Raw genomic sequence first — 16,832 nt, forward strand, 5'->3', positions numbered from 1 at the left:
CGTCTCATGCCCTATATCCTTTGCGTCATCGGCGGCTCAGGTTTCATCGGTGCGCATCTGGTCAGCAAATTGGCGGCCGCCGGTCACGTCGTGCGCGTGCCGACGCGCCGCGCGGAAGCCGCGAAGGCATTGGGCGTGTTGCCCGGCGTCGATCTGATCGAATGCAACGTGCATGACCCGTCGGCGCTTGCGGGCGTGGTGGCGGGGTGCGATGTCGTCGTCAACCTCGTCGGCATTCTGCATGGTGATCCCGGCACGCCCTACGGCGATGCGTTCAAGCGGGCGCACGTCGAGCTGCCGCGCCGCATCGCCGAAGCCGCCGCGGCGGCCGGTGTGGCCCGATTCCTGCATATGAGCGCGCTCGGTGCCGATCCGCAGGGCCCCAGCATGTATCTGCGTTCGAAGGGCGACGGCGAAAACGCCGCGCGCAGCACCAACGTCCCGGTGACCATCTTCCGGCCGTCGGTCGTGTTCGGCCCCGACGATCACTTCCTGAATACGTTCGCGCGGCTGCAGCGGCGCCTGCCGTTCGTGCCGCTTGCGAAGGCCGACGCGCGTTTTCAGCCGATCTATGTGGGCGACGTGGCGCAGGTCTTCGTCAATGCGCTGGGCGACGATCGGACGGTGGGCCGGGCGTATGCCCTGGGCGGTCCGCGTGTCTACACGCTGGCCGAGCTCGTTCGTTTCGCAGGGGCGGCGTGCGGTTGTGAACGGCCGATTATTCCGTTGTCCGACGCCGCCGCGAGGATGCAGGCGGCCTTGTTCGAGCGGCTGCCCGGTGAACCGGTCATCACGCGTGACAATCTCGATTCGATGTCCGTCGACAGCGTGCTCGATGGCCCGGTCGCCCCGGAACTGCACCTCGAGCCGCAGGGGCTCGAGATTGCGGCCGACTATCTTTCCGGCGCCGGCTGGCTGCGGCGCCTTGCCGGCTACCGGACTTACGCCGGGCGTTGATCCGCCTTCAATAGACAATGCAACGGGCCCTGAGCCCCTTAACCGAAGGAAATGGTATGCAGTTGATCGTTGCCAACAAGAATTACTCATCCTGGTCAATGCGGCCGTGGCTCGTCCTCGAACATTTCGGTTTGCCGTTCACGGAACAGCCGGTCTGGCTGGGCCAGCCGGACACGCGTCAGCAGATCCTGCGCTACTCGCCGACGGGGCGCGTGCCGTGCCTGATCGACGAAGGTCTCTCGGTGTGGGACTCGCTCGCGATCGTTGAGTACCTGGCTGACAAATTTCCGGATCGCGCCCTGTGGCCGGCCGATTTCAAGGCGCGCGCGCATGCGCGCAGCATTTGTGCCGAAATGCACAGCGGATTTTCCAGCTTGCGTAATGAGATGTGGATGAATCTGCGCGCGTCGTGGCCGGGCGCAGGGGCGACACCGGAAGTGCTGGCCGACGTACGCCGTATCGAGTCCATCTGGGAAGACTGTCTCGCCCGCTACGAAGGGCCCTTTCTGTTCGGTGAGTTCTCGATTGCCGACGCGTTCTATGCGCCGGTCGTCATGCGTTTCGCGACGTATCAGCCGGCGCTTTCATCGCTTGCACAAGCCTATGCCGACCGCATTCGTGCGGTGCCCGCCGTGCAGAAGTGGGTCGAGGCCGGCCGTGCCGAAGCGCAAACGATCGCGGCCTACGACGTGCATTCATGAAGATCTACGTCGTAGGCGGTGCGGTTCGTGACGGTTTGCTCGGCTTGCCGGTCAAGGATCGCGATTATGTGGTGGTCGGCGCGACGCCGGAGCAAATGACCGCGCAGGGGTTCAAGCCGGTCGGCCGTGATTTTCCCGTTTTCCTGCATCCCACGACACATGAGGAATACGCGCTTGCACGCACCGAGCGCAAGACCGCGCTCGGCTATCACGGCTTCGACTTCTACTTCGCGCCCAACGTAACGCTCGAAGAGGACTTGGCCAGACGTGACTTCACCATGAACGCGATGGCGCGCGAGGTCTTGCCGGATGGCGAGTTGTCCGACATCCTGGTGGACCCGTACGGCGGCGCGAACGATGTCGCGGCGCGGATTTTTCGTCATGTCGGTGAAGCGTTTGCCGAGGACCCGGTGCGCATCCTGCGTTGCGCGCGATTCGCAGCGCGCTTCGGCGATTTCTCAGTGGCGCCGGACACCCTGGCGCTGATGCGCAAGATGACAGGCAATGGCGAGGTGGATGCGCTGGTGCCGGAGCGTGTGTGGCAGGAGTTGTCGCGCGGGCTGATGGAGGCGAAGCCGTCGCGCATGCTCGACATTCTTATGGAGACCGGCGCGGCGGAGCGGGTGCTGCCTGAGGTGGCGCGTCTGTGGGGCGTGCCGCAGCGGGCCGACTACCATCCCGAAATCGACACGGGCGTGCACGTGATGATGGCGCTCGATTACGCGGCTGCGCAGGAATTCTCGTTGCCGGTGCGGTTCGCGGTGCTGACCCATGACCTCGGCAAGGGCACGACGCCCGAGGAGATTCTGCCGCGACATATCGGGCACGAAGGCCGTAGCGTCGATTTGCTCAAGCCCTTATGTGATCGTTTGCGCGTGCCCGTGGACTGCCGCGAATTGGCGCAGGTGGTGGCGCGCGAGCATGGCAACATTCACGGCAGCGGCGCTTTTGGCGCGGCGGCGCTGGTGCGGCTGCTCGAGCGCTGCGACGCATTGCGCAAACCGTCGCGTTTCGACGAGATCCTGCACGCGTGCGAGTCGGATGCGCGAGGCCGGGGCGGGTTGGGCGATGCGCCGTATCCGCAGCGCGAACGATTGACCGCGGCGTTGCGTGCGGCACAATCGATCGATGCGGGGGCGGTGGCCCAAGCGTTCGCAGGGCAGCCGGCACGGATCAAGGAAGCCGTGCAAGCTGCGCGCATCGATGCGGTCGCGGCCCAATTCGGCATCGAACCCTAGGTGCGCGAGTTGCGTTTTACTCGAACGCCGTGTCGTTCGGATTCGCGTAGAGCTTCTTCAACTGTTCGGTCATCGGGAACTCGAAGTTGATGTGCTTCGGGGGCACCGGCGTCTCGAACCACTTCGCGTAGATCGCATTGATCTCGCCGCGCTTCATGAGACCGCTGAGCGTATCGTCGACAATCTTCTTGAACTCGGTGTCCCCTTTGCGCATCATGAATCCGTAGGCTTCGAACGACTGCGGCGTGCCCGTCACGACCCAGTCTTTCGGCGTCTTCGCCATCGTGCGCGCACCGGCAAGCAGGATGTCATCCATCATGAAGGCCTGGACACGGCCGCCCTGGAGCATCAGGAAGGATTCGCCGTAGTCCTTCCCGCTGATGACGTTCATCCCCATCTTCTTGTCTTCGTTGAGCTTGCGCAGAATGCGCTCGGAAGTCGTGCCGGCGTTGGTCACGACCGATTTTCCGGCGAGATCGCCGAAGTCTTTCACGCCAGACGCTTTGCCGGTCAGCAAGCGCGTGCCAGCGATGAAGAAGGTATCCGAAAACGCGACCTGTTGCTGACGCGCTTTCAGGTTGGTCGTGACGCCGCATTCCAGATCGACGGTACCGTTTTGCACAAGGGCAATACGATTTTGTGACGTGACCGGAATCATGCGGACTTCCAGGTTCGGCTTTTTCAGGTGCGCCTTGACCGCGTCGATGACCTTGTTGCACAGGTCCTGCGAATAACCGATGACGTGTTGCTGGTTGTCGTAATAGGAAAACGGGATCGACGACTCGCGGTGGCCGATGGCGATCACGCCGGTGCTGTCGATTTTCTGCAACGTCTCCGAGGCGGGTTGGGCTTGGGCTGCACCGCAAACGGCCAGGGCGGCGGCAAGCGTCCAGCGCAGCGCTTTCGCGCGGGGCAGTCGAGTGGTCAGCGGTGTCTTCATGGCGGTTCCTGATGGGGTCTGGTGTTGAATCATTTGTTTCATGGTAATTTTTTTGAAACAAATGCGCCAATCGAGGTTAACCCCGAGCGTGCGGAAGCGTAGCTCGCATGGGTGTCGACGGCCAGGATGCCGTTACAACAAACGTATCAGGAGATTGAGCGCGAGCGACAGCACGATCGTCGACGCGAACGGAAACACGTATTCCTTGCCGCGAAACCGTAGCCGCAGATCGCCGGGCAGGCGCCCGATGCCGAGCTTGGCCAGCCACGGCGAGGCTGCGGAGAGCACCATCAGCGCGATGAAGACCGTGAAGACCCAGCGGAACATGTCGGCGGGCTACAGTGTGTGACTGCGGTCGCCGGCGGCGAATCCGGTCAGCATGGCTTCCGCGGGAATGCCGCGGCCAAACGCGATCACCTTGAACAATTCACCCATTTCCGCCTCGGAAAGCAGCTTTTGCGCGGCCGCCGTGGCTGGCAGGAAAGTGGCCAGGTCCGACGGATCGAGCTCGCCCAGCAGGGATGTCACGCCGCTATTGAGCAGGAAACGGGCTTGCGAGGTGAATCCGAGCAGTTCCAGCCCGGCGTCCACGCCCGCCGCCGCGATGCCCGTAAACTCCACGTGCGCGGTGATATCCTGCAGGCCGGGGTAATAGAACGGGTCGTCGTGCGCCTGATGACGGTAATGACACATCAGCGTGCCCTGGCCGCGTTGCGCATGGTAATACTCGCCCGCAGGAAAGCCGTAATCGACAAGCAGCAGCACGCCGCGCGCGAGCAGCGGCGCAACGCTGCGCACGAATGCGGACGCCGCTTCGTGCGTTTCGGTAACGTAATCCTGACCGGCGGGTAGCGCGTCCAGCGGCGCAAGGGCTTCCGGCAGGGGGCCGTGGAGGGCGCGCTCCTCCCAGGCAAAGCGGCCGTCGGCAATCGTGACGCCGCGCTCGCACCACACGCCCTGGCGCCGCGCGAAAAGGCGCACCGGCATCGCGTCGAGCACTTCGTTGCCGATCATGGCGCCCGCGAAGGCATCCGGCAGCGTGTCGAGCCATGTCACCCGGCCGACCAGATGCGGCGCGGCCGTTGCGATCGTTTCTCGCTGGCGCGCGCGCAGCTCTCCCGACAGTTCCATGATGCAATACTGCTCGCATGGCGTACCGTGCGCCTCGAGCGCCAGCAGCAGATCGGCCGCCAGACGGCCCGATCCTGCGCCGAATTCGAGCACTTGCGCGCTTTGGGCGAGTTCGAACACGTCGCCGAGCTGGCGTGCGAGCGTGCGGGCGAACAACGGGCTTAACTCGGGCGCGGTCACGAAATCGCTGCCATCTGCCGCCAGGCGGCCAAATTTGGCCGCCCCGGCAGCGTAATAGCCGAGTTTCGGCGCATACAGCGCCAGCTCCATATAGCGGTCAAACGGCAGCCAGCCGCCGCTGTCCGCGACTGCGGCGGCAATGTGTTCGGCCAGTCGGCGCGAGTGTTCGAGCGCGACCGGCTCGGGAACAGGTAAACTATGGGGTTTGGGTGAGGCCAGATTCATCCCGGCATTGTAACGGAGTCGGGGCGTTCGTTCGGTCCACCGCTTTGTGCTTTATTGGATACGGTATGAGTCTCGCTTCGTCTTCCGGCCCGGCCAAGTTGCCGGGCGCGTCATCGGCGCCGCCCCGGGTAGCCCTGGTGACCGGCGCCGCCCGCCGCATCGGCCGCGCCATCGCGCTCGAGCTTGCCGCGCGGGGCTGGGATGTCGCCGTGCATTGCGAGACGTCGCTGGCGCAAGCGAACGAGACCGTTGCCGCTATCGAAGCGCTGGGGCGCCGGGCGGTCGTGCTGCAGGCGGATTTGTCCGACGAGGGCGCCGCAGCCGGCTTGATCGCCCGTTGCGGCGCCGTGCTCGGCCTGCCGGCGTGTCTCGTCAACAATGCCTCACGCTTCGAGTACGATAATGCCGGGAATTGCAGCTATTCGGCGCTCGATCGCCATATGCGCGTCAACCTCGGCGCGCCACTGGTGATGGCGAAGGCGCTGTTCCAGTCGCTGCCGGCCGGGGGCCGCGGTGTCGTGGTGAATATTCTCGATCAGAAGCTCGCGAATCTGAATCCGGACTATCTGTCGTACACGCTGTCGAAGGCGGCGCTCGACACCGCCACGCTGGTGCTGGCGCAGGCGTTCGCGCCGAAACTTCGCGTGGTCGGCGTGGCGCCGGGCGTGACGCTCGCCTCCGTCGACCAGACGCCGGAAGGGTTTTCGGCGGCGCATGCGGGCACCCCGCTGGGCGCCTCGTCGACGCCTGAAGACATCGCGCAGGCGGTGGCGTACCTGACCGACGCACCCGCCGTGACCGGCACGGTGCTGTATGTCGACGGCGGCCAGCACCTGGTCGGCTCGCCGCGCGACGTAAAATTCCTGACCGAACCCTCGGCCGGATCGAAATGAACCGTCCGGTCGCCGGTGACCGCCGGCAAACTGACAGCAACCCAGAGTTGAGATTATGCATAGCGCTCTTTCCCACCCCCGCCTGATGGACTGCCGTCGCATGTTCCTGCGCGACTACGAAGTGTTCATCAACATTGGCGTGCACGAGCACGAGAAGAAGGGCGAGCAGCGTGTGCTGATCAACGTCCAGCTATTCGTGCCGCTCGATCTGAGCACGCCGGTTGCCGACAAGCTCGAAGAAGTCGTCGACTATGACTTCATGCGCGAAACGATCGCCAGGCGCGTGGCCAAGGGGCACATTCACCTGCAGGAAACGCTCTGCGACGATGTCGCGCGCGCGATGCTCGAGCATCCGCGCGTGCGTGCCGTGGGCGTGTCGACCGAGAAGCCGGACGTCTATCCGGACTGCCATTCGGTCGGCATTGAAGTATTCATGATGAAGGATGCCTGACATGAGTGCCGTCATGCTAGATACGTTGCCGGACACCCCCGCAACCACCGCCGACAGCGTGAAGAAGGCGCAGAAGCTGGCCTTCGAGAACAACAAACTCGAGAAGCGCCTGTTCCGCCTGACGGGCCAGGCGATCGGCGACTACAACATGATCGAGGCGGGCGACCGCGTCATGGTCTGCATGTCCGGCGGCAAGGACAGCTACGCCATGCTCGACATCCTGCTCAAGCTACGCGCGCGCGCGCCGATTGATTTCGACATTATTGCGGTCAACCTCGATCAGAAGCAGCCGGGCTTCCCCGAGCACGTGCTTCCCGATTATCTGCGCAGTCTCGGCGTGCCGTTTCATATCGAGAACCAGGATACGTATTCGATCGTCAAGCGGCTGGTGCCGGAAGGCAAGACAACCTGCTCGCTGTGCTCGCGCCTGCGTCGCGGCATTCTGTACCGCGTGGCAGGGGAGCTTGGCGCCACGAAGATCGCGCTCGGCCATCACCGCGACGACATCATCGAGACAGTTTTCCTGAATCTGTTCTATGGCGGCAAGCTCAAGGGCATGCCCCCGAAGCTGCAGTCCGACGACGGCAAGAACGTCGTGATCCGTCCGCTGGCGTATGTGAAGGAACACGATCTCGAGCGTTATGCGCAGTACAAGCAGTTCCCGATCATTCCGTGCACGCTGTGCGGCAGCCAGCCGAACTTGAAGCGCGCCGAGATGAAGGCCCTGATTCGTCAGTGGGAGAAACAGCACCCGGGCCGCATCAAGTCGATCTTCAGTGCGCTCGGCAATGTGATCCCGTCGCATCTGATGGACGCGAACATCCACGACTTCAAGAACCTGCGTGCGACCGGCGCGCCCGATCCGCAAGGCGACATCGCGTTCGATGAAGACCCCTGCGGAACCGGCGAAGACGCGTCCATCATCCGGATCGCGCAGTTCGACGAGTAAAATGTCGGCCGCGCCGCGTCGCGCGAATGCCGCAGCGGTTGCCGGGCGGCCGGCGCAATTGAATCCTAACGACCCTATCGAACCGATTTCACGATGAACATCGTCATTCTCGCCGCCGGCATGGGCAAGCGGATGCGCTCGGCGCTCCCGAAAGTGCTGCATCCGCTCGCCGGCAAGCCGCTGCTGTCGCACGTGATTGCCACGGCGCGTTCGCTCGCGCCGGGCAAATTGATCGTTGTTGTGGGGCATGGCGCCGATCAGGTGCGTACTGCCGTCGCGGGTGACGGTATCGTATTCGCCGACCAGACGCAGCAACTGGGCACCGGCCACGCGGTGCAGCAGGCCGCCGCCCAGCTCGACGACGATGTGCCTACGTTGGTGCTCTACGGCGACGTGCCCTTGACCCGCGCAGACACGTTGCGTGACCTGCTCGCGCAGGCCGGCAGCGACAAACTCGGCGTGCTGACCGTCGAGATGGTGGACCCCACCGGGTACGGGCGCATTGAACGTGACGTTGCGGGCAATGTCGTGCGGATTGTCGAGCAGAAAGACGCGAACGAAGCGCAGCGCGGCATTCGCGAGATCAACACGGGCATTATCGTCGCGCCGACGCGCAGGCTCAAAGGCTGGTTGTCCGGCCTCAAGAACCAGAATGCACAGGGCGAGTATTATCTGACGGACGTTGTAGAATGCGCCGTCGCCGATGGCGTGCCGGTCGTGACCGCCCAGCCGGCGCACGAATGGGAGCCGACCGGCGTGAACAGCAAGGCGCAGTTGTCCGAGCTCGAGCGCGTTTATCAGCGCAATGCGGCGTATGCGCTGCTGGACGCGGGTGTGACGCTGGCGGATGCGAACCGGTTCGACGTGCGCGGCGAGATCGTCGCCGGCACCGACGTGAGCATCGACGTGAACTGCGTGTTCGAGGGCAAGGTGACGTTGGGCAACGGCGTGTCGATCGGTCCGAACTGTGTGATCCGCGACACCACGATTGCCGACGGAACGCGTATCGAAGCGTTCAGTCATCTTGACGGCGCCGTCGTCGGGGCGCAGGCGCATGTCGGGCCGTATGCACGGCTGCGTCCGGGTGCGGATCTGGCGGATGACGTGCACATCGGCAATTTCGTCGAAGTGAAGAACGCCACGCTGGCGCGCGGATCGAAGGCGAATCACCTGGCGTATGTCGGCGATTCCACGGTCGGCGCGCGCGTCAATATCGGCGCGGGTACGATTACGTGCAATTACGACGGCGCCAACAAGCATCGAACCGTGATCGAAGACGACGTGTTCATCGGTTCCGATACGCAGTTGGTGGCACCGGTCCGGGTGCGCCGCGGCACGACGATCGCCGCAGGCACCACCGTCTGGAAGGACACGCCGGAAGATGCGCTGGTGCTCAATGACAAGACGCAGGTGGCGAAGGCGGGCTACGTGCGTCCGCGCAAGCAGAAGTAAGCAGACATTGGCGGCGCGCGCGGGATCGCGAGCGTCGTATGTTCACGAGATATCAATGCCGGCGCGGCTGGCGGAAGGGAAACGATTATGTGCGGCATTGTCGGCGCAGTAGCAAAACGCGACGTGGTACCGGTCTTGGTGGAAGGTTTGCGTCGCCTCGAATATCGCGGCTATGACTCGTGTGGCGTGGCCGTGCTTCAGGACGGCAAGCCGCAACGGGCTCGCAGCGTGGCGCGTGTCGCCGATCTGGCGGCACAAGTCGCGGAATCCGGCCTGACCGGCGAAACCGCCGTTGCGCATACGCGCTGGGCGACGCATGGCGCGCCGGTCACGCACAATGCCCACCCGATTTTCTCGCGCGACGAAATCGCGCTGGTGCATAACGGCATCATCGAGAATCACGAATCGCTGCGCGAAGAGCTGCGCGGCCAGGGGTACGAATTCGTCTCGCAAACGGATACGGAAGTCATTGCGCACTTGATCCACGTGCTGCTGCAAGGCGCCGCGGCCGGCGATCTGTTCAAGGCCGTGCGTCTGGCGACGAAGCGCCTGCACGGCGCGTATGCGATTGCCGTGTTCCGCAAGCAGGAGCCGCATGTGGTGGTCGGCGCGCGCGCAGGATCGCCGCTGGTGGTCGGTCTGGGCAATGGCGAGAATTTTCTCGCGTCGGACGCACTGGCGCTGGCGGGCACCACCGACCAGTTCATCTACCTGGAAGAAGGCGACGTGGTCGAGCTGCGCTTGAACGGCGTGCAGATCGTCGATCGTCACGATGCGCCGGCGACGCGTGAAGTGCGTACCGTGCACGCATACAGCGGCGCGGTGGAGCTGGGTCCGTATCGCCATTACATGCAGAAGGAAATCTTCGAGCAGCCGCGCGCCATCGGCGACACGATGGAAGGTGTGGAGGGCATAACGCCGGAGCTGTTCGGGGAGAATGCCGAAGGTGTTTTCAAGCAGATCGATTCGGTGTTGATCCTCGCGTGCGGCACGAGCTATTACTCGGGCCTGACGGCGAAGTATTGGCTGGAGTCGCTGGCGCAGGTTCCGACGTCGGTCGAAGTGGCGAGCGAGTACCGTTATCGCGACAGCGTGCCGAATCCGAAGACATTGGTGGTGACCATCTCGCAGTCGGGCGAAACGGCCGACACGATGGCGGCGCTGCAGCACGCCCAATCGCTGGGGCAGGCGCACACGCTGGCGATCTGTAACGTCGGCACGAGCGCGATGGTGCGCGAGACAGCGCTGCATTACCTGACGCGCGCGGGCACGGAGATTGGCGTGGCGTCGACGAAGGCGTTCACCACGCAGCTGACGGCGCTGTTCCTGCTGACGCTGACGCTGGCGAAACTGCGCGGGCGCTTGACGGCGGCGCAGGAAGCGGAGCATCTGAAGCAGTTGCGCCATTTGCCGGCGGCGCTCAACAGTGTGCTGGCGCTGGAGCCGCAGATCATTGCCTGGGCCGACGATTTTGCTCGCCGCGAGAATGCGCTGTTCCTGGGGCGTGGCCTGCATTACCCGATCGCACTGGAAGGGGCGTTGAAGCTCAAGGAAATCTCGTATATCCATGCCGAGGCGTATCCGGCAGGCGAGTTGAAGCACGGCCCGCTCGCGCTGGTGACCGATGAGATGCCGGTCGTGACGATCGCACCGAACGACGCACTCGTCGAAAAGCTCAAGTCGAATATGCAGGAAGTGCGCGCGCGTGGCGGTCAGCTGTACGTGTTCGCAGATGCGGATTCGAACATCCAGAACGACGAAGGCGTGCACGTGATCCGGATGCCGGAACATTACGGCCAGCTCTCGCCGATCCTGCATACGGTGCCGCTGCAATTGCTCGCGTATCACACCGCCTGTGCGCGTGGCACCGACGTCGACAAGCCGCGTAATCTGGCGAAGTCTGTTACGGTGGAGTGAGATCAGGTCAATGCGAGTGGCAACTGGTGCTGTCTAATAGTTTGAGACAATCCTGAGCTTTGGTGCCATGCGTCAAGGCTTAGGCGTTTTCGCAAACCCTTGTGGAGCAACAATTGTCTCGAATTGATGGCTCGGTGTTGGTGCCGATTGTCTCGAACTTTACGGAGCGAGCGCTCCGAAGGAGCGGAGACAGCACCTAGGTTGGCAGGGTTCGATACGCTAGAGTCTTTGGACCGCCCAAAGCCAGACAAAGAGCGGATAAGTCCTGAACTGTAATGTGTGGCGTATGAACAGCATGCTCGAGCGGAATCTCCGTAGGATGCGGCTCACGTACCAGCCAGGCGGCTTGCATACCCGCGCCCAACGCACCAAGAACATCGACGCGAAAATCGTCCCCCACATGGAGCATCTCGCCCGGAGTAACACCGATTTCACGTGCAGCCGCATGGAAAATTTCCGCTTCTGGCTTAGCCACGCCGAGCGTACTAGCTCTCAGCGTCCCACGGAAATACTCTGCCCCCCCCCGTTTGCTGCAGGTCTGCATTGCCATTGGTCACAGCGACAAGGGGGAACCTGACACTGAGCCATTCCAACGCTGGCCTCACGTCCTCGAAGAACTCTACTTTTTGGCGCGCAGAGTAGAAAACTTCGTAGGCGGATTGGGTGAGCGAGACGTCTTCATTGCCCATCTCGAGCGCTCGCCGGATGGACCCTAGCCGTAGCTCACGAAAGTTATTAACCAAGTCGGGACGGGAACGCTCGTAGTCGTCCCGGAGTCGTCCAAGTGTTTGGCATGTAGGTAAGACGCCGGCGGTGCCGGGTGCATTGGCTATCAGCCAGGCGTGAAGCGCCAGTTCCGCCCTCTCGACCGACGGTCCAAAAGGCCAAAGCGTGTCATCCAGGTCGAAAGAGAGCGCGGAGACCTTGTCTAAACGCATAGCGGCTTGACGAGCGGTTGCGCAATGCGTACGTAATCTGCCGAGTTGAGCACCATCGACCGGTCCAGACGCCCCGCGTTGAAGGCGATTTCATCAAAGTTCTCGACGAGCCCGGGGTCAACCACCAGACGAATGTCTGGAGAGAACGAAAACGGAGGAATTGCACCGATGACGCATCCGGTTTCTCGCTCAGCCTCCTCAGCGGAAGCAAGGGTGGCTTTCTTTAGTCCGCCGGCTTCGGCAACCATTTTGAAGTCCAGCTTTTTGTCACCGGGAAGGATGGCCAACACCAGCGACCTACCGTCGTCCTTAGCCCTGCAGAGCATGGCTTTGGCGCCCTGACCTGGGGCAGTTCCCCTGATGGCCGCTACGAGGTCAGAACGCCCCTCGGCCGGATGCTCAATAACACGATACTTTGCACCCTCGCAATCAAGCAAGGCGACAAGCTTCTCATATACGTTTGACACGTTGTTCGGTTGCCCCCACAAATGCGCGCGCCCATGTCTTGGACCTGCACGCAGTCCTGAACCCTGCCAAGACTGCGCGGGAGCGGTTACGCTGCGGCAAGGGCGCAGAATCGTTCCAGGTCGATGTTCCCACCGCTGATGATAATGCCAACGCGCTTACCCTTGAGAGCGTCCTTCATGCTCAGCGCGGCGGCCAAGCCGAGGCAGCCCGTCGGCTCAACAATCATCTTCATACGCGTGGCGTAAAACTTCATCGTGCTGACCAGTTCCGCGTCGGGGGCCGTGAGGATATCGTTGACATCGCGCTTGATGATGCCAAACGTGTAATTGCCTAGATGCTGGGTTTGAGCGCCGTCGGCAATCGTCTTGGGCGTGTCGATGTGCACTATTTCCCCCTTACGGAACGACTGTTGGCCGTCGTTGCCGGCCTCCGGCTCAACACCATACAGCACACACTGCGGCGCGAGTGCACGAGTGGACAGCGCCGTGCCCGACAGAAGGCCGCCACCGCCCAACGGCACAAAGAGGTAATCGAGCGGACCAACGTCCTCGAACAATTCTTTTGCTGCCGTACCTTGGCCGGCAAGGATATCAGGATGGTCGTAGGGCGGAATCAGCGTGAGACCTTGCTCTTCGGCAAGTCGACGCCCGATTGCCTCGCGGTCTTCCGTGTAGCGGTCATAGATGACGACGTTGGCGCCATACCCTTTCGTCGCAGCCACTTTCGCTGCGGGAGCATCATGCGGCATCACAATCGTTGCTGGAATGCCCAAAATCTTAGCGGAGAGCGCAATCCCCTGAGCATGGTTGCCCGAGGAGAACGCCACTACGCCGGCCTTGCGCTGCTCGGGCGAAAACTTCGAAAGCGCATTAAACGCGCCACGAAACTTGAAGGCCCCCATGCGTTGAAAATTCTCACACTTGAGGAACACCTCCGTCCCAATCATCTCGTTAAGAGTACGAGAGGTTTGCACCGGGGTACGGTGGGCAACGCCGGCGATACGCTTTGCAGCTGCCTCTACGTCGACGTAGGTGGGTAGTTCGAAAGTTGTCATTTCAGACTCAGCAGTTGGATATATCGGTTACCAAGGCCACGCGATGCGCGTTCCTGCGCCACTCTCGATAGCCTGCTTATAGAGGAATCGCGCAACCGTCAGGTCTTGGAGAGCGAGCCCAGTCATGTCGAACACGGTGACGTCGGTTAGGGGCCGGTTAATGCTGACCGTACCGGCCAACAGGTCCCCGATTTCGGTGCACGGCAAGTCCGGAGCCCATTGGCACTCGCCAATCGTCCGGGCCTGCTCTTGGTCGTCGACAAAGATGCGAGCGCGCTCAAGAATGCCTTCCGGCAACTCCCGCTTCCCAGCGGTATCGGCCCCAACGCACGTAAGGTGAGTCCCAGGGCGAACGGCTTCAGCATCAAATAGCGGCCCAGCACCGGGAGTTGCAGTGATGACCACATCGCTATCCGCGACTGCCTCATTGCGGTCACGTGCCACATTGATGGAGCACCTGTCTTGGAAAGCGGCCTCGAATGCCGGCTCAGGCTTTCCGGCAATACTCACATACTGCACCTTGCACGGCTCGGAGAGCATCCGAAGTGCGTAATGCAATTGGACCCTTGCCTGCACCCCAGTACCGAAAATGCAAATCCTGGAGCTCTTGGGACGAGCGAGCAATTGCAGCCCAAGCCCGCCGGCGGCGCCGGTTCTAGCGGTGGTAATCGCGTTACCGTCCATGATGCAAAGCGGCCGCCCCGTGTGCGGGTCAAAAAGCGCAACGGTCGCCTGATGAGGCTCCCCGCCTAGAGCCCGGTTGCTCGGCCAAAATCCCGCCGCTTTGAAGCCAAGCAGGTCTTGACTGGCTACGTCACCAGACTTGATGCCAAATACACCCCCCGTATGCAGCTTCTCACGGACAACAGGGAAGACTCGGCCAGCGCGCTGACTGTGCAGAACGAAGGCTTCGCGAACTGCGGCCAGAACTTGCTCGCCCTGAAGGGCTGGTTCGACGGCGTCCCGGTTGAGTAGGAGGAGTTGAGCGTCTGGAATGCACGGTGAAGGTCATAACTGATCCAGTAAAAGATCTCGTTTGAAATATCTATCGTCCAAGATCGGCGAGAAAACTGTCGGGGCCCCAGAGGGGACGTAGAGCCCGGTGGCGCAACCCGCACCATGTTGTCCTGCGCGCCGCTTCAGTATTGGTCTCTCGCATGGTCTCGATTCATGCCGCCGGAAAGCATGGGCGGCGTCTCGTGTCTCAAAGCCGGGATGTGCTCGGTTCGCTTAACCGGCAGCTGCCACGATGACAACCTCGATCAGCTTCTCGGGCGACGCGAGCGTAGCGCCTACCGTCGCTCGCGGCGGCGTATGGCCCGGAGTTACCCATGCATCCCAGACTTCGTTCATCGCTGCAACTTGGGACATGTCGGTGAGGAAAATCTGGCAAGACAAGATGCGCGATTTTTCGGAGCCATGCTCGGCGAGCAGCGCGTCCACCGATGCAAGCACCTGACGGGTCTGGCCGGTCATGTCCTGGGTAACGTCACTTGGCACTTGCCCGGCGAGGTACAGGACGCCCTGGTGCACAGCGACCTCGGACAATCGCTTTCCTACGTGGCTACGTTGAATTTCAGACATATCAATTTCTTGGTGTGGTGGTTGAAGACTTAGCGCTCCGGGCCTGCTTGCGAAGCCTGGTATTTGATGGCGGATACGACCCCGATGCGCCGGAACGGCTCCGGGGGCAACCAACTTGGGCCTTCCAGGCTGAGCGCATCCGCGAGGTACGAGGAGTGTTCGTTCAAGGCCATCTCTCCAAGTAGCCTCCCGTAGGTACTGCCCTTGAGGACGCCGGCCCCATTGCAGCCCAACGAAGCAAACAGTCCCGGCTTCAGCTGCCCAAAGAACGTGGCGCCATTGCGTGTCAGGGCGGTGGTTCCGCCCCAGACGTATTCGAACTGATGGGAGCGCATATTGGGATACCGGCGCTGATAGCTCTGTGTCAGTAAAGTCAGTGTGTCGCTCGACGACTGTTCGCGTTCATAGGAATACGCACTGCGCACCATGAACCGACCGTCCTGGATGCGGCGCAATGTTGTTCCAAGCCGGTTGGCGGGAATTACGCCCCATTCGTCAGTATCGCCAAGCTTCGCGAGTTCGGTATCAGCCAGCCGCGGCGTCACAGCGGCGTAGGTGAAAATCGTGATGAGCCGGTCGCGCAGTATGCCAAGCGCTTTCGCAAAGCCGTTGTTGGCGAGTACGACGCGGTCGGCGGTGTACTCGGCGTGGACCGTTTTGACATTGAAGGGCGCGGTATGGCTCAACGAAATCACCGGCTCGTTCTCGGCCAGGACGACATTGGCGGGCAGGGAATCGGCGAGACCACGAATCAGTGCGGCAGGCTGGACGAACACATTGTTCGGGGCGTGATAGCCGTACCGGTAATAGCTGGTGCCAAGCTTTTGCTCAAGAGCAGACCGGTCGAACTCTGTGTATGCCACCCCCCATTCTCGATATTGGTTTAGCGTGGCCTGGAGGTTCTCCACACCCGCCTCGCTGGCTGCTGCATGGTATTTGCCGATTGGATTCCAGCCACATTCGATACCGTGCTCCCGGACCACCTGTTCGAGCCAGCGCAGGCCCGCGTCGTACATGCGGAGTTGCTTGCGAGCAACCTCCGCTGGACTGGTATGGCCGCCCATCTTCGTGTTGTGGGGCACATTGATGATAAAGCCGGAATTGCGCCCGGAGGATCCTTCTCCGACCGAAGCGGCTTCCAGTACAAGCACTTGCTCATTTGGTCGCAATTCGGCAATACGACGGGCCGCGGCAAGGCCAGTGTAGCCGCCGCCAATCACGATGGTGCCGAAACGGCGCTCGTTCGGCGAAGTTCGCGGTTGCCGCGCCGGCAACATGGCGTTCCATCCAGAGCGGTGCTGGTATGTCGGATACATGCCGACGGACGAATCACGGAATGACATATACGTTCAGTTCGGAATGGCTAGTTGAGATGCCGGTTGACAAGGTCAGACGCCCGAACCAATGCAAGCAGGCGGTCCATGTCGTCGACGACGTTATGCGCGTGCCGCCGCAGTGCGATGCCGGCGGGCGTCAGCTTCATTGGCCGGCGTGCACGGTCGAGAACCTTCGTGCCGAGCAGCTCCTCGATCTGCATGACGGCTTGCGACACGGCTGACTGCGTGACGCCAAGCTTGCTTGCCGCCGTGGATACGCTGCCGCTCTTCGCGACAGCCTCGAATACGCGCAGAGAGCGAACGTCAAGCCGCAACTCGTTCACGATGTCTCCTCATTTGTATGAGGAGATGCTAGTTCATCGCGCCAACTTGTCGCATTAGTATTAAGAAGGCTAATAACCGAATTCAGAACGCCTT

The 16,832-nt window shown here is 62.1% G+C and carries 17 protein-coding genes and 1 pseudogene; 8 read left to right on the forward strand and 10 right to left on the reverse strand.

Features of this window, described 5'->3' with window-relative positions; translation table 11 throughout:
- The first annotated feature begins 6 nt into the window (after positions 1-6).
- From PTE30175_RS11100 to PTE30175_RS11110, 3 genes are read left to right on the forward strand one after another with little or no spacing between them, the layout of a single operon-like run.
- Positions 7-957, forward strand: coding sequence for a complex I NDUFA9 subunit family protein (locus tag PTE30175_RS11100; RefSeq protein ID WP_150697125.1), 951 nt, complete (start codon positions 7-9; stop codon positions 955-957).
- 56 nt (positions 958-1,013) lie between these two features.
- The gene (locus tag PTE30175_RS11105; protein ID WP_150697126.1) at positions 1,014-1,658 is read left to right on the forward strand and encodes a glutathione S-transferase family protein; all 645 of its coding nucleotides are present in this window, start codon (positions 1,014-1,016) and stop codon (positions 1,656-1,658) included.
- On the forward strand, positions 1,655-2,896 hold the full coding sequence (locus tag PTE30175_RS11110) for a multifunctional CCA addition/repair protein (RefSeq protein WP_150697127.1): 1,242 nt from the start codon (positions 1,655-1,657) through the stop codon (positions 2,894-2,896). The genes PTE30175_RS11105 and PTE30175_RS11110 overlap by 4 nt, the downstream gene beginning before the upstream one ends.
- A 16-nt stretch (positions 2,897-2,912) precedes the next feature.
- On the opposite strand, the gene PTE30175_RS11115 is transcribed toward PTE30175_RS11110, so the two are convergent.
- The 3 genes from PTE30175_RS11115 to PTE30175_RS11125 form a co-directional block, all read right to left on the reverse strand.
- Complete coding sequence (locus PTE30175_RS11115; protein WP_150697128.1) at positions 2,913-3,836, reverse strand: glutamate/aspartate ABC transporter substrate-binding protein; 924 nt, start codon at positions 3,834-3,836, stop codon at positions 2,913-2,915.
- Positions 3,837-3,968: 132 nt separating this feature from the next.
- On the reverse strand, positions 3,969-4,163 hold the full coding sequence (locus PTE30175_RS11120) for a DUF2905 domain-containing protein (RefSeq protein ID WP_150697129.1): 195 nt from the start codon (positions 4,161-4,163) through the stop codon (positions 3,969-3,971).
- A 9-nt stretch (positions 4,164-4,172) separates the two neighbouring features.
- Positions 4,173-5,372, reverse strand: a complete 1,200-nt coding sequence (locus PTE30175_RS11125; RefSeq protein ID WP_150697130.1) for a class I SAM-dependent methyltransferase — start codon at positions 5,370-5,372, stop codon at positions 4,173-4,175.
- Positions 5,373-5,437: 65 nt separating this feature from the next.
- On the opposite strand from PTE30175_RS11125, the gene PTE30175_RS11130 reads away from it, so the two are divergent.
- From PTE30175_RS11130 to glmS, 5 genes are all read left to right on the forward strand, one after another.
- On the forward strand, positions 5,438-6,265 hold the full coding sequence (locus tag PTE30175_RS11130; RefSeq protein WP_150697131.1) for an SDR family oxidoreductase: 828 nt from the start codon (positions 5,438-5,440) through the stop codon (positions 6,263-6,265).
- Between the two features lie 55 nt (positions 6,266-6,320).
- On the forward strand, positions 6,321-6,716 hold the full coding sequence (locus PTE30175_RS11135; RefSeq protein ID WP_150697132.1) for a dihydroneopterin aldolase: 396 nt from the start codon (positions 6,321-6,323) through the stop codon (positions 6,714-6,716).
- Between the two features lie 13 nt (positions 6,717-6,729).
- The gene (gene ttcA, locus PTE30175_RS11140; protein ID WP_150697133.1) at positions 6,730-7,665 is read left to right on the forward strand and encodes a tRNA 2-thiocytidine(32) synthetase TtcA; all 936 of its coding nucleotides are present in this window, start codon (positions 6,730-6,732) and stop codon (positions 7,663-7,665) included.
- A gap of 93 nt (positions 7,666-7,758) precedes the next feature.
- Positions 7,759-9,117, forward strand: coding sequence for a bifunctional UDP-N-acetylglucosamine diphosphorylase/glucosamine-1-phosphate N-acetyltransferase GlmU (gene glmU, locus PTE30175_RS11145; RefSeq protein ID WP_150697134.1), 1,359 nt, complete (start codon positions 7,759-7,761; stop codon positions 9,115-9,117).
- An 87-nt stretch (positions 9,118-9,204) separates the two neighbouring features.
- Positions 9,205-11,034 (forward strand): glutamine--fructose-6-phosphate transaminase (isomerizing), encoded by a 1,830-nt coding sequence (gene glmS / locus PTE30175_RS11150; RefSeq protein WP_150697135.1) that lies wholly within the window; start codon positions 9,205-9,207, stop codon positions 11,032-11,034.
- Between the two features lie 196 nt (positions 11,035-11,230).
- Here the strand turns inward: glmS and PTE30175_RS11155 are convergent.
- From PTE30175_RS11155 to PTE30175_RS11185, 7 genes and pseudogenes are all read right to left on the reverse strand, one after another.
- Positions 11,231-11,972: pseudogene (locus tag PTE30175_RS11155) on the reverse strand (HAD-IA family hydrolase).
- On the reverse strand, positions 11,963-12,439 hold the full coding sequence (locus PTE30175_RS11160; RefSeq protein WP_150697136.1) for a YbaK/prolyl-tRNA synthetase associated domain-containing protein: 477 nt from the start codon (positions 12,437-12,439) through the stop codon (positions 11,963-11,965). The pseudogene PTE30175_RS11155 and the gene PTE30175_RS11160 overlap by 10 nt, the downstream one beginning before the upstream one ends.
- Positions 12,440-12,525: 86 nt before the next feature.
- Positions 12,526-13,494 (reverse strand): threo-3-hydroxy-L-aspartate ammonia-lyase, encoded by a 969-nt coding sequence (locus PTE30175_RS11165; RefSeq protein WP_150697137.1) that lies wholly within the window; start codon positions 13,492-13,494, stop codon positions 12,526-12,528.
- A 27-nt stretch (positions 13,495-13,521) separates the two neighbouring features.
- Positions 13,522-14,490: an ornithine cyclodeaminase family protein gene (locus PTE30175_RS11170; protein ID WP_150697291.1), complete on the reverse strand. Its 969-nt coding sequence runs from the start codon at positions 14,488-14,490 to the stop codon at positions 13,522-13,524.
- A 234-nt stretch (positions 14,491-14,724) separates the two neighbouring features.
- Positions 14,725-15,078: a RidA family protein gene (locus PTE30175_RS11175; protein WP_150697138.1), complete on the reverse strand. Its 354-nt coding sequence runs from the start codon at positions 15,076-15,078 to the stop codon at positions 14,725-14,727.
- A 29-nt stretch (positions 15,079-15,107) separates the two neighbouring features.
- Positions 15,108-16,421 carry an NAD(P)/FAD-dependent oxidoreductase gene (locus PTE30175_RS11180; protein WP_150697139.1) on the reverse strand — a complete coding sequence of 438 codons (1,314 nt, stop codon included), beginning with the start codon at positions 16,419-16,421 and terminating at the stop codon, positions 15,108-15,110.
- A gap of 20 nt (positions 16,422-16,441) precedes the next feature.
- Entirely contained in the window at positions 16,442-16,738 is a 297-nt protein-coding gene (locus tag PTE30175_RS11185; protein WP_224788706.1) for a LysR family transcriptional regulator, read from the reverse strand.
- Positions 16,739-16,832 lie beyond the last annotated feature (94 nt).

Source organism: Pandoraea terrae, from assembly GCF_902459695.1.
Taxonomy (GTDB): domain Bacteria; phylum Pseudomonadota; class Gammaproteobacteria; order Burkholderiales; family Burkholderiaceae; genus Pandoraea; species Pandoraea terrae.

Coding starts and splice junctions, on each gene's coding strand:
- PTE30175_RS11100 (WP_150697125.1), top strand. CDS start 7: ATGCCCTATATCCTTTGCGTCATCGGCGGCTCAGGTTTCATCGGTGCG.
- PTE30175_RS11105 (WP_150697126.1), top strand. CDS start 1,014: ATGCAGTTGATCGTTGCCAACAAGAATTACTCATCCTGGTCAATGCGG.
- PTE30175_RS11110 (WP_150697127.1), top strand. CDS start 1,655: ATGAAGATCTACGTCGTAGGCGGTGCGGTTCGTGACGGTTTGCTCGGC.
- PTE30175_RS11115 (WP_150697128.1), bottom strand. CDS start 3,836: ATGAAGACACCGCTGACCACTCGACTGCCCCGCGCGAAAGCGCTGCGC.
- PTE30175_RS11120 (WP_150697129.1), bottom strand. CDS start 4,163: ATGTTCCGCTGGGTCTTCACGGTCTTCATCGCGCTGATGGTGCTCTCC.
- PTE30175_RS11125 (WP_150697130.1), bottom strand. CDS start 5,372: ATGAATCTGGCCTCACCCAAACCCCATAGTTTACCTGTTCCCGAGCCG.
- PTE30175_RS11130 (WP_150697131.1), top strand. CDS start 5,438: ATGAGTCTCGCTTCGTCTTCCGGCCCGGCCAAGTTGCCGGGCGCGTCA.
- PTE30175_RS11135 (WP_150697132.1), top strand. CDS start 6,321: ATGCATAGCGCTCTTTCCCACCCCCGCCTGATGGACTGCCGTCGCATG.
- ttcA (WP_150697133.1), top strand. CDS start 6,730: ATGCTAGATACGTTGCCGGACACCCCCGCAACCACCGCCGACAGCGTG.
- glmU (WP_150697134.1), top strand. CDS start 7,759: ATGAACATCGTCATTCTCGCCGCCGGCATGGGCAAGCGGATGCGCTCG.
- glmS (WP_150697135.1), top strand. CDS start 9,205: ATGTGCGGCATTGTCGGCGCAGTAGCAAAACGCGACGTGGTACCGGTC.
- PTE30175_RS11165 (WP_150697137.1), bottom strand. CDS start 13,494: ATGACAACTTTCGAACTACCCACCTACGTCGACGTAGAGGCAGCTGCA.
- PTE30175_RS11175 (WP_150697138.1), bottom strand. CDS start 15,078: ATGTCTGAAATTCAACGTAGCCACGTAGGAAAGCGATTGTCCGAGGTC.
- PTE30175_RS11180 (WP_150697139.1), bottom strand. CDS start 16,421: ATGTCATTCCGTGATTCGTCCGTCGGCATGTATCCGACATACCAGCAC.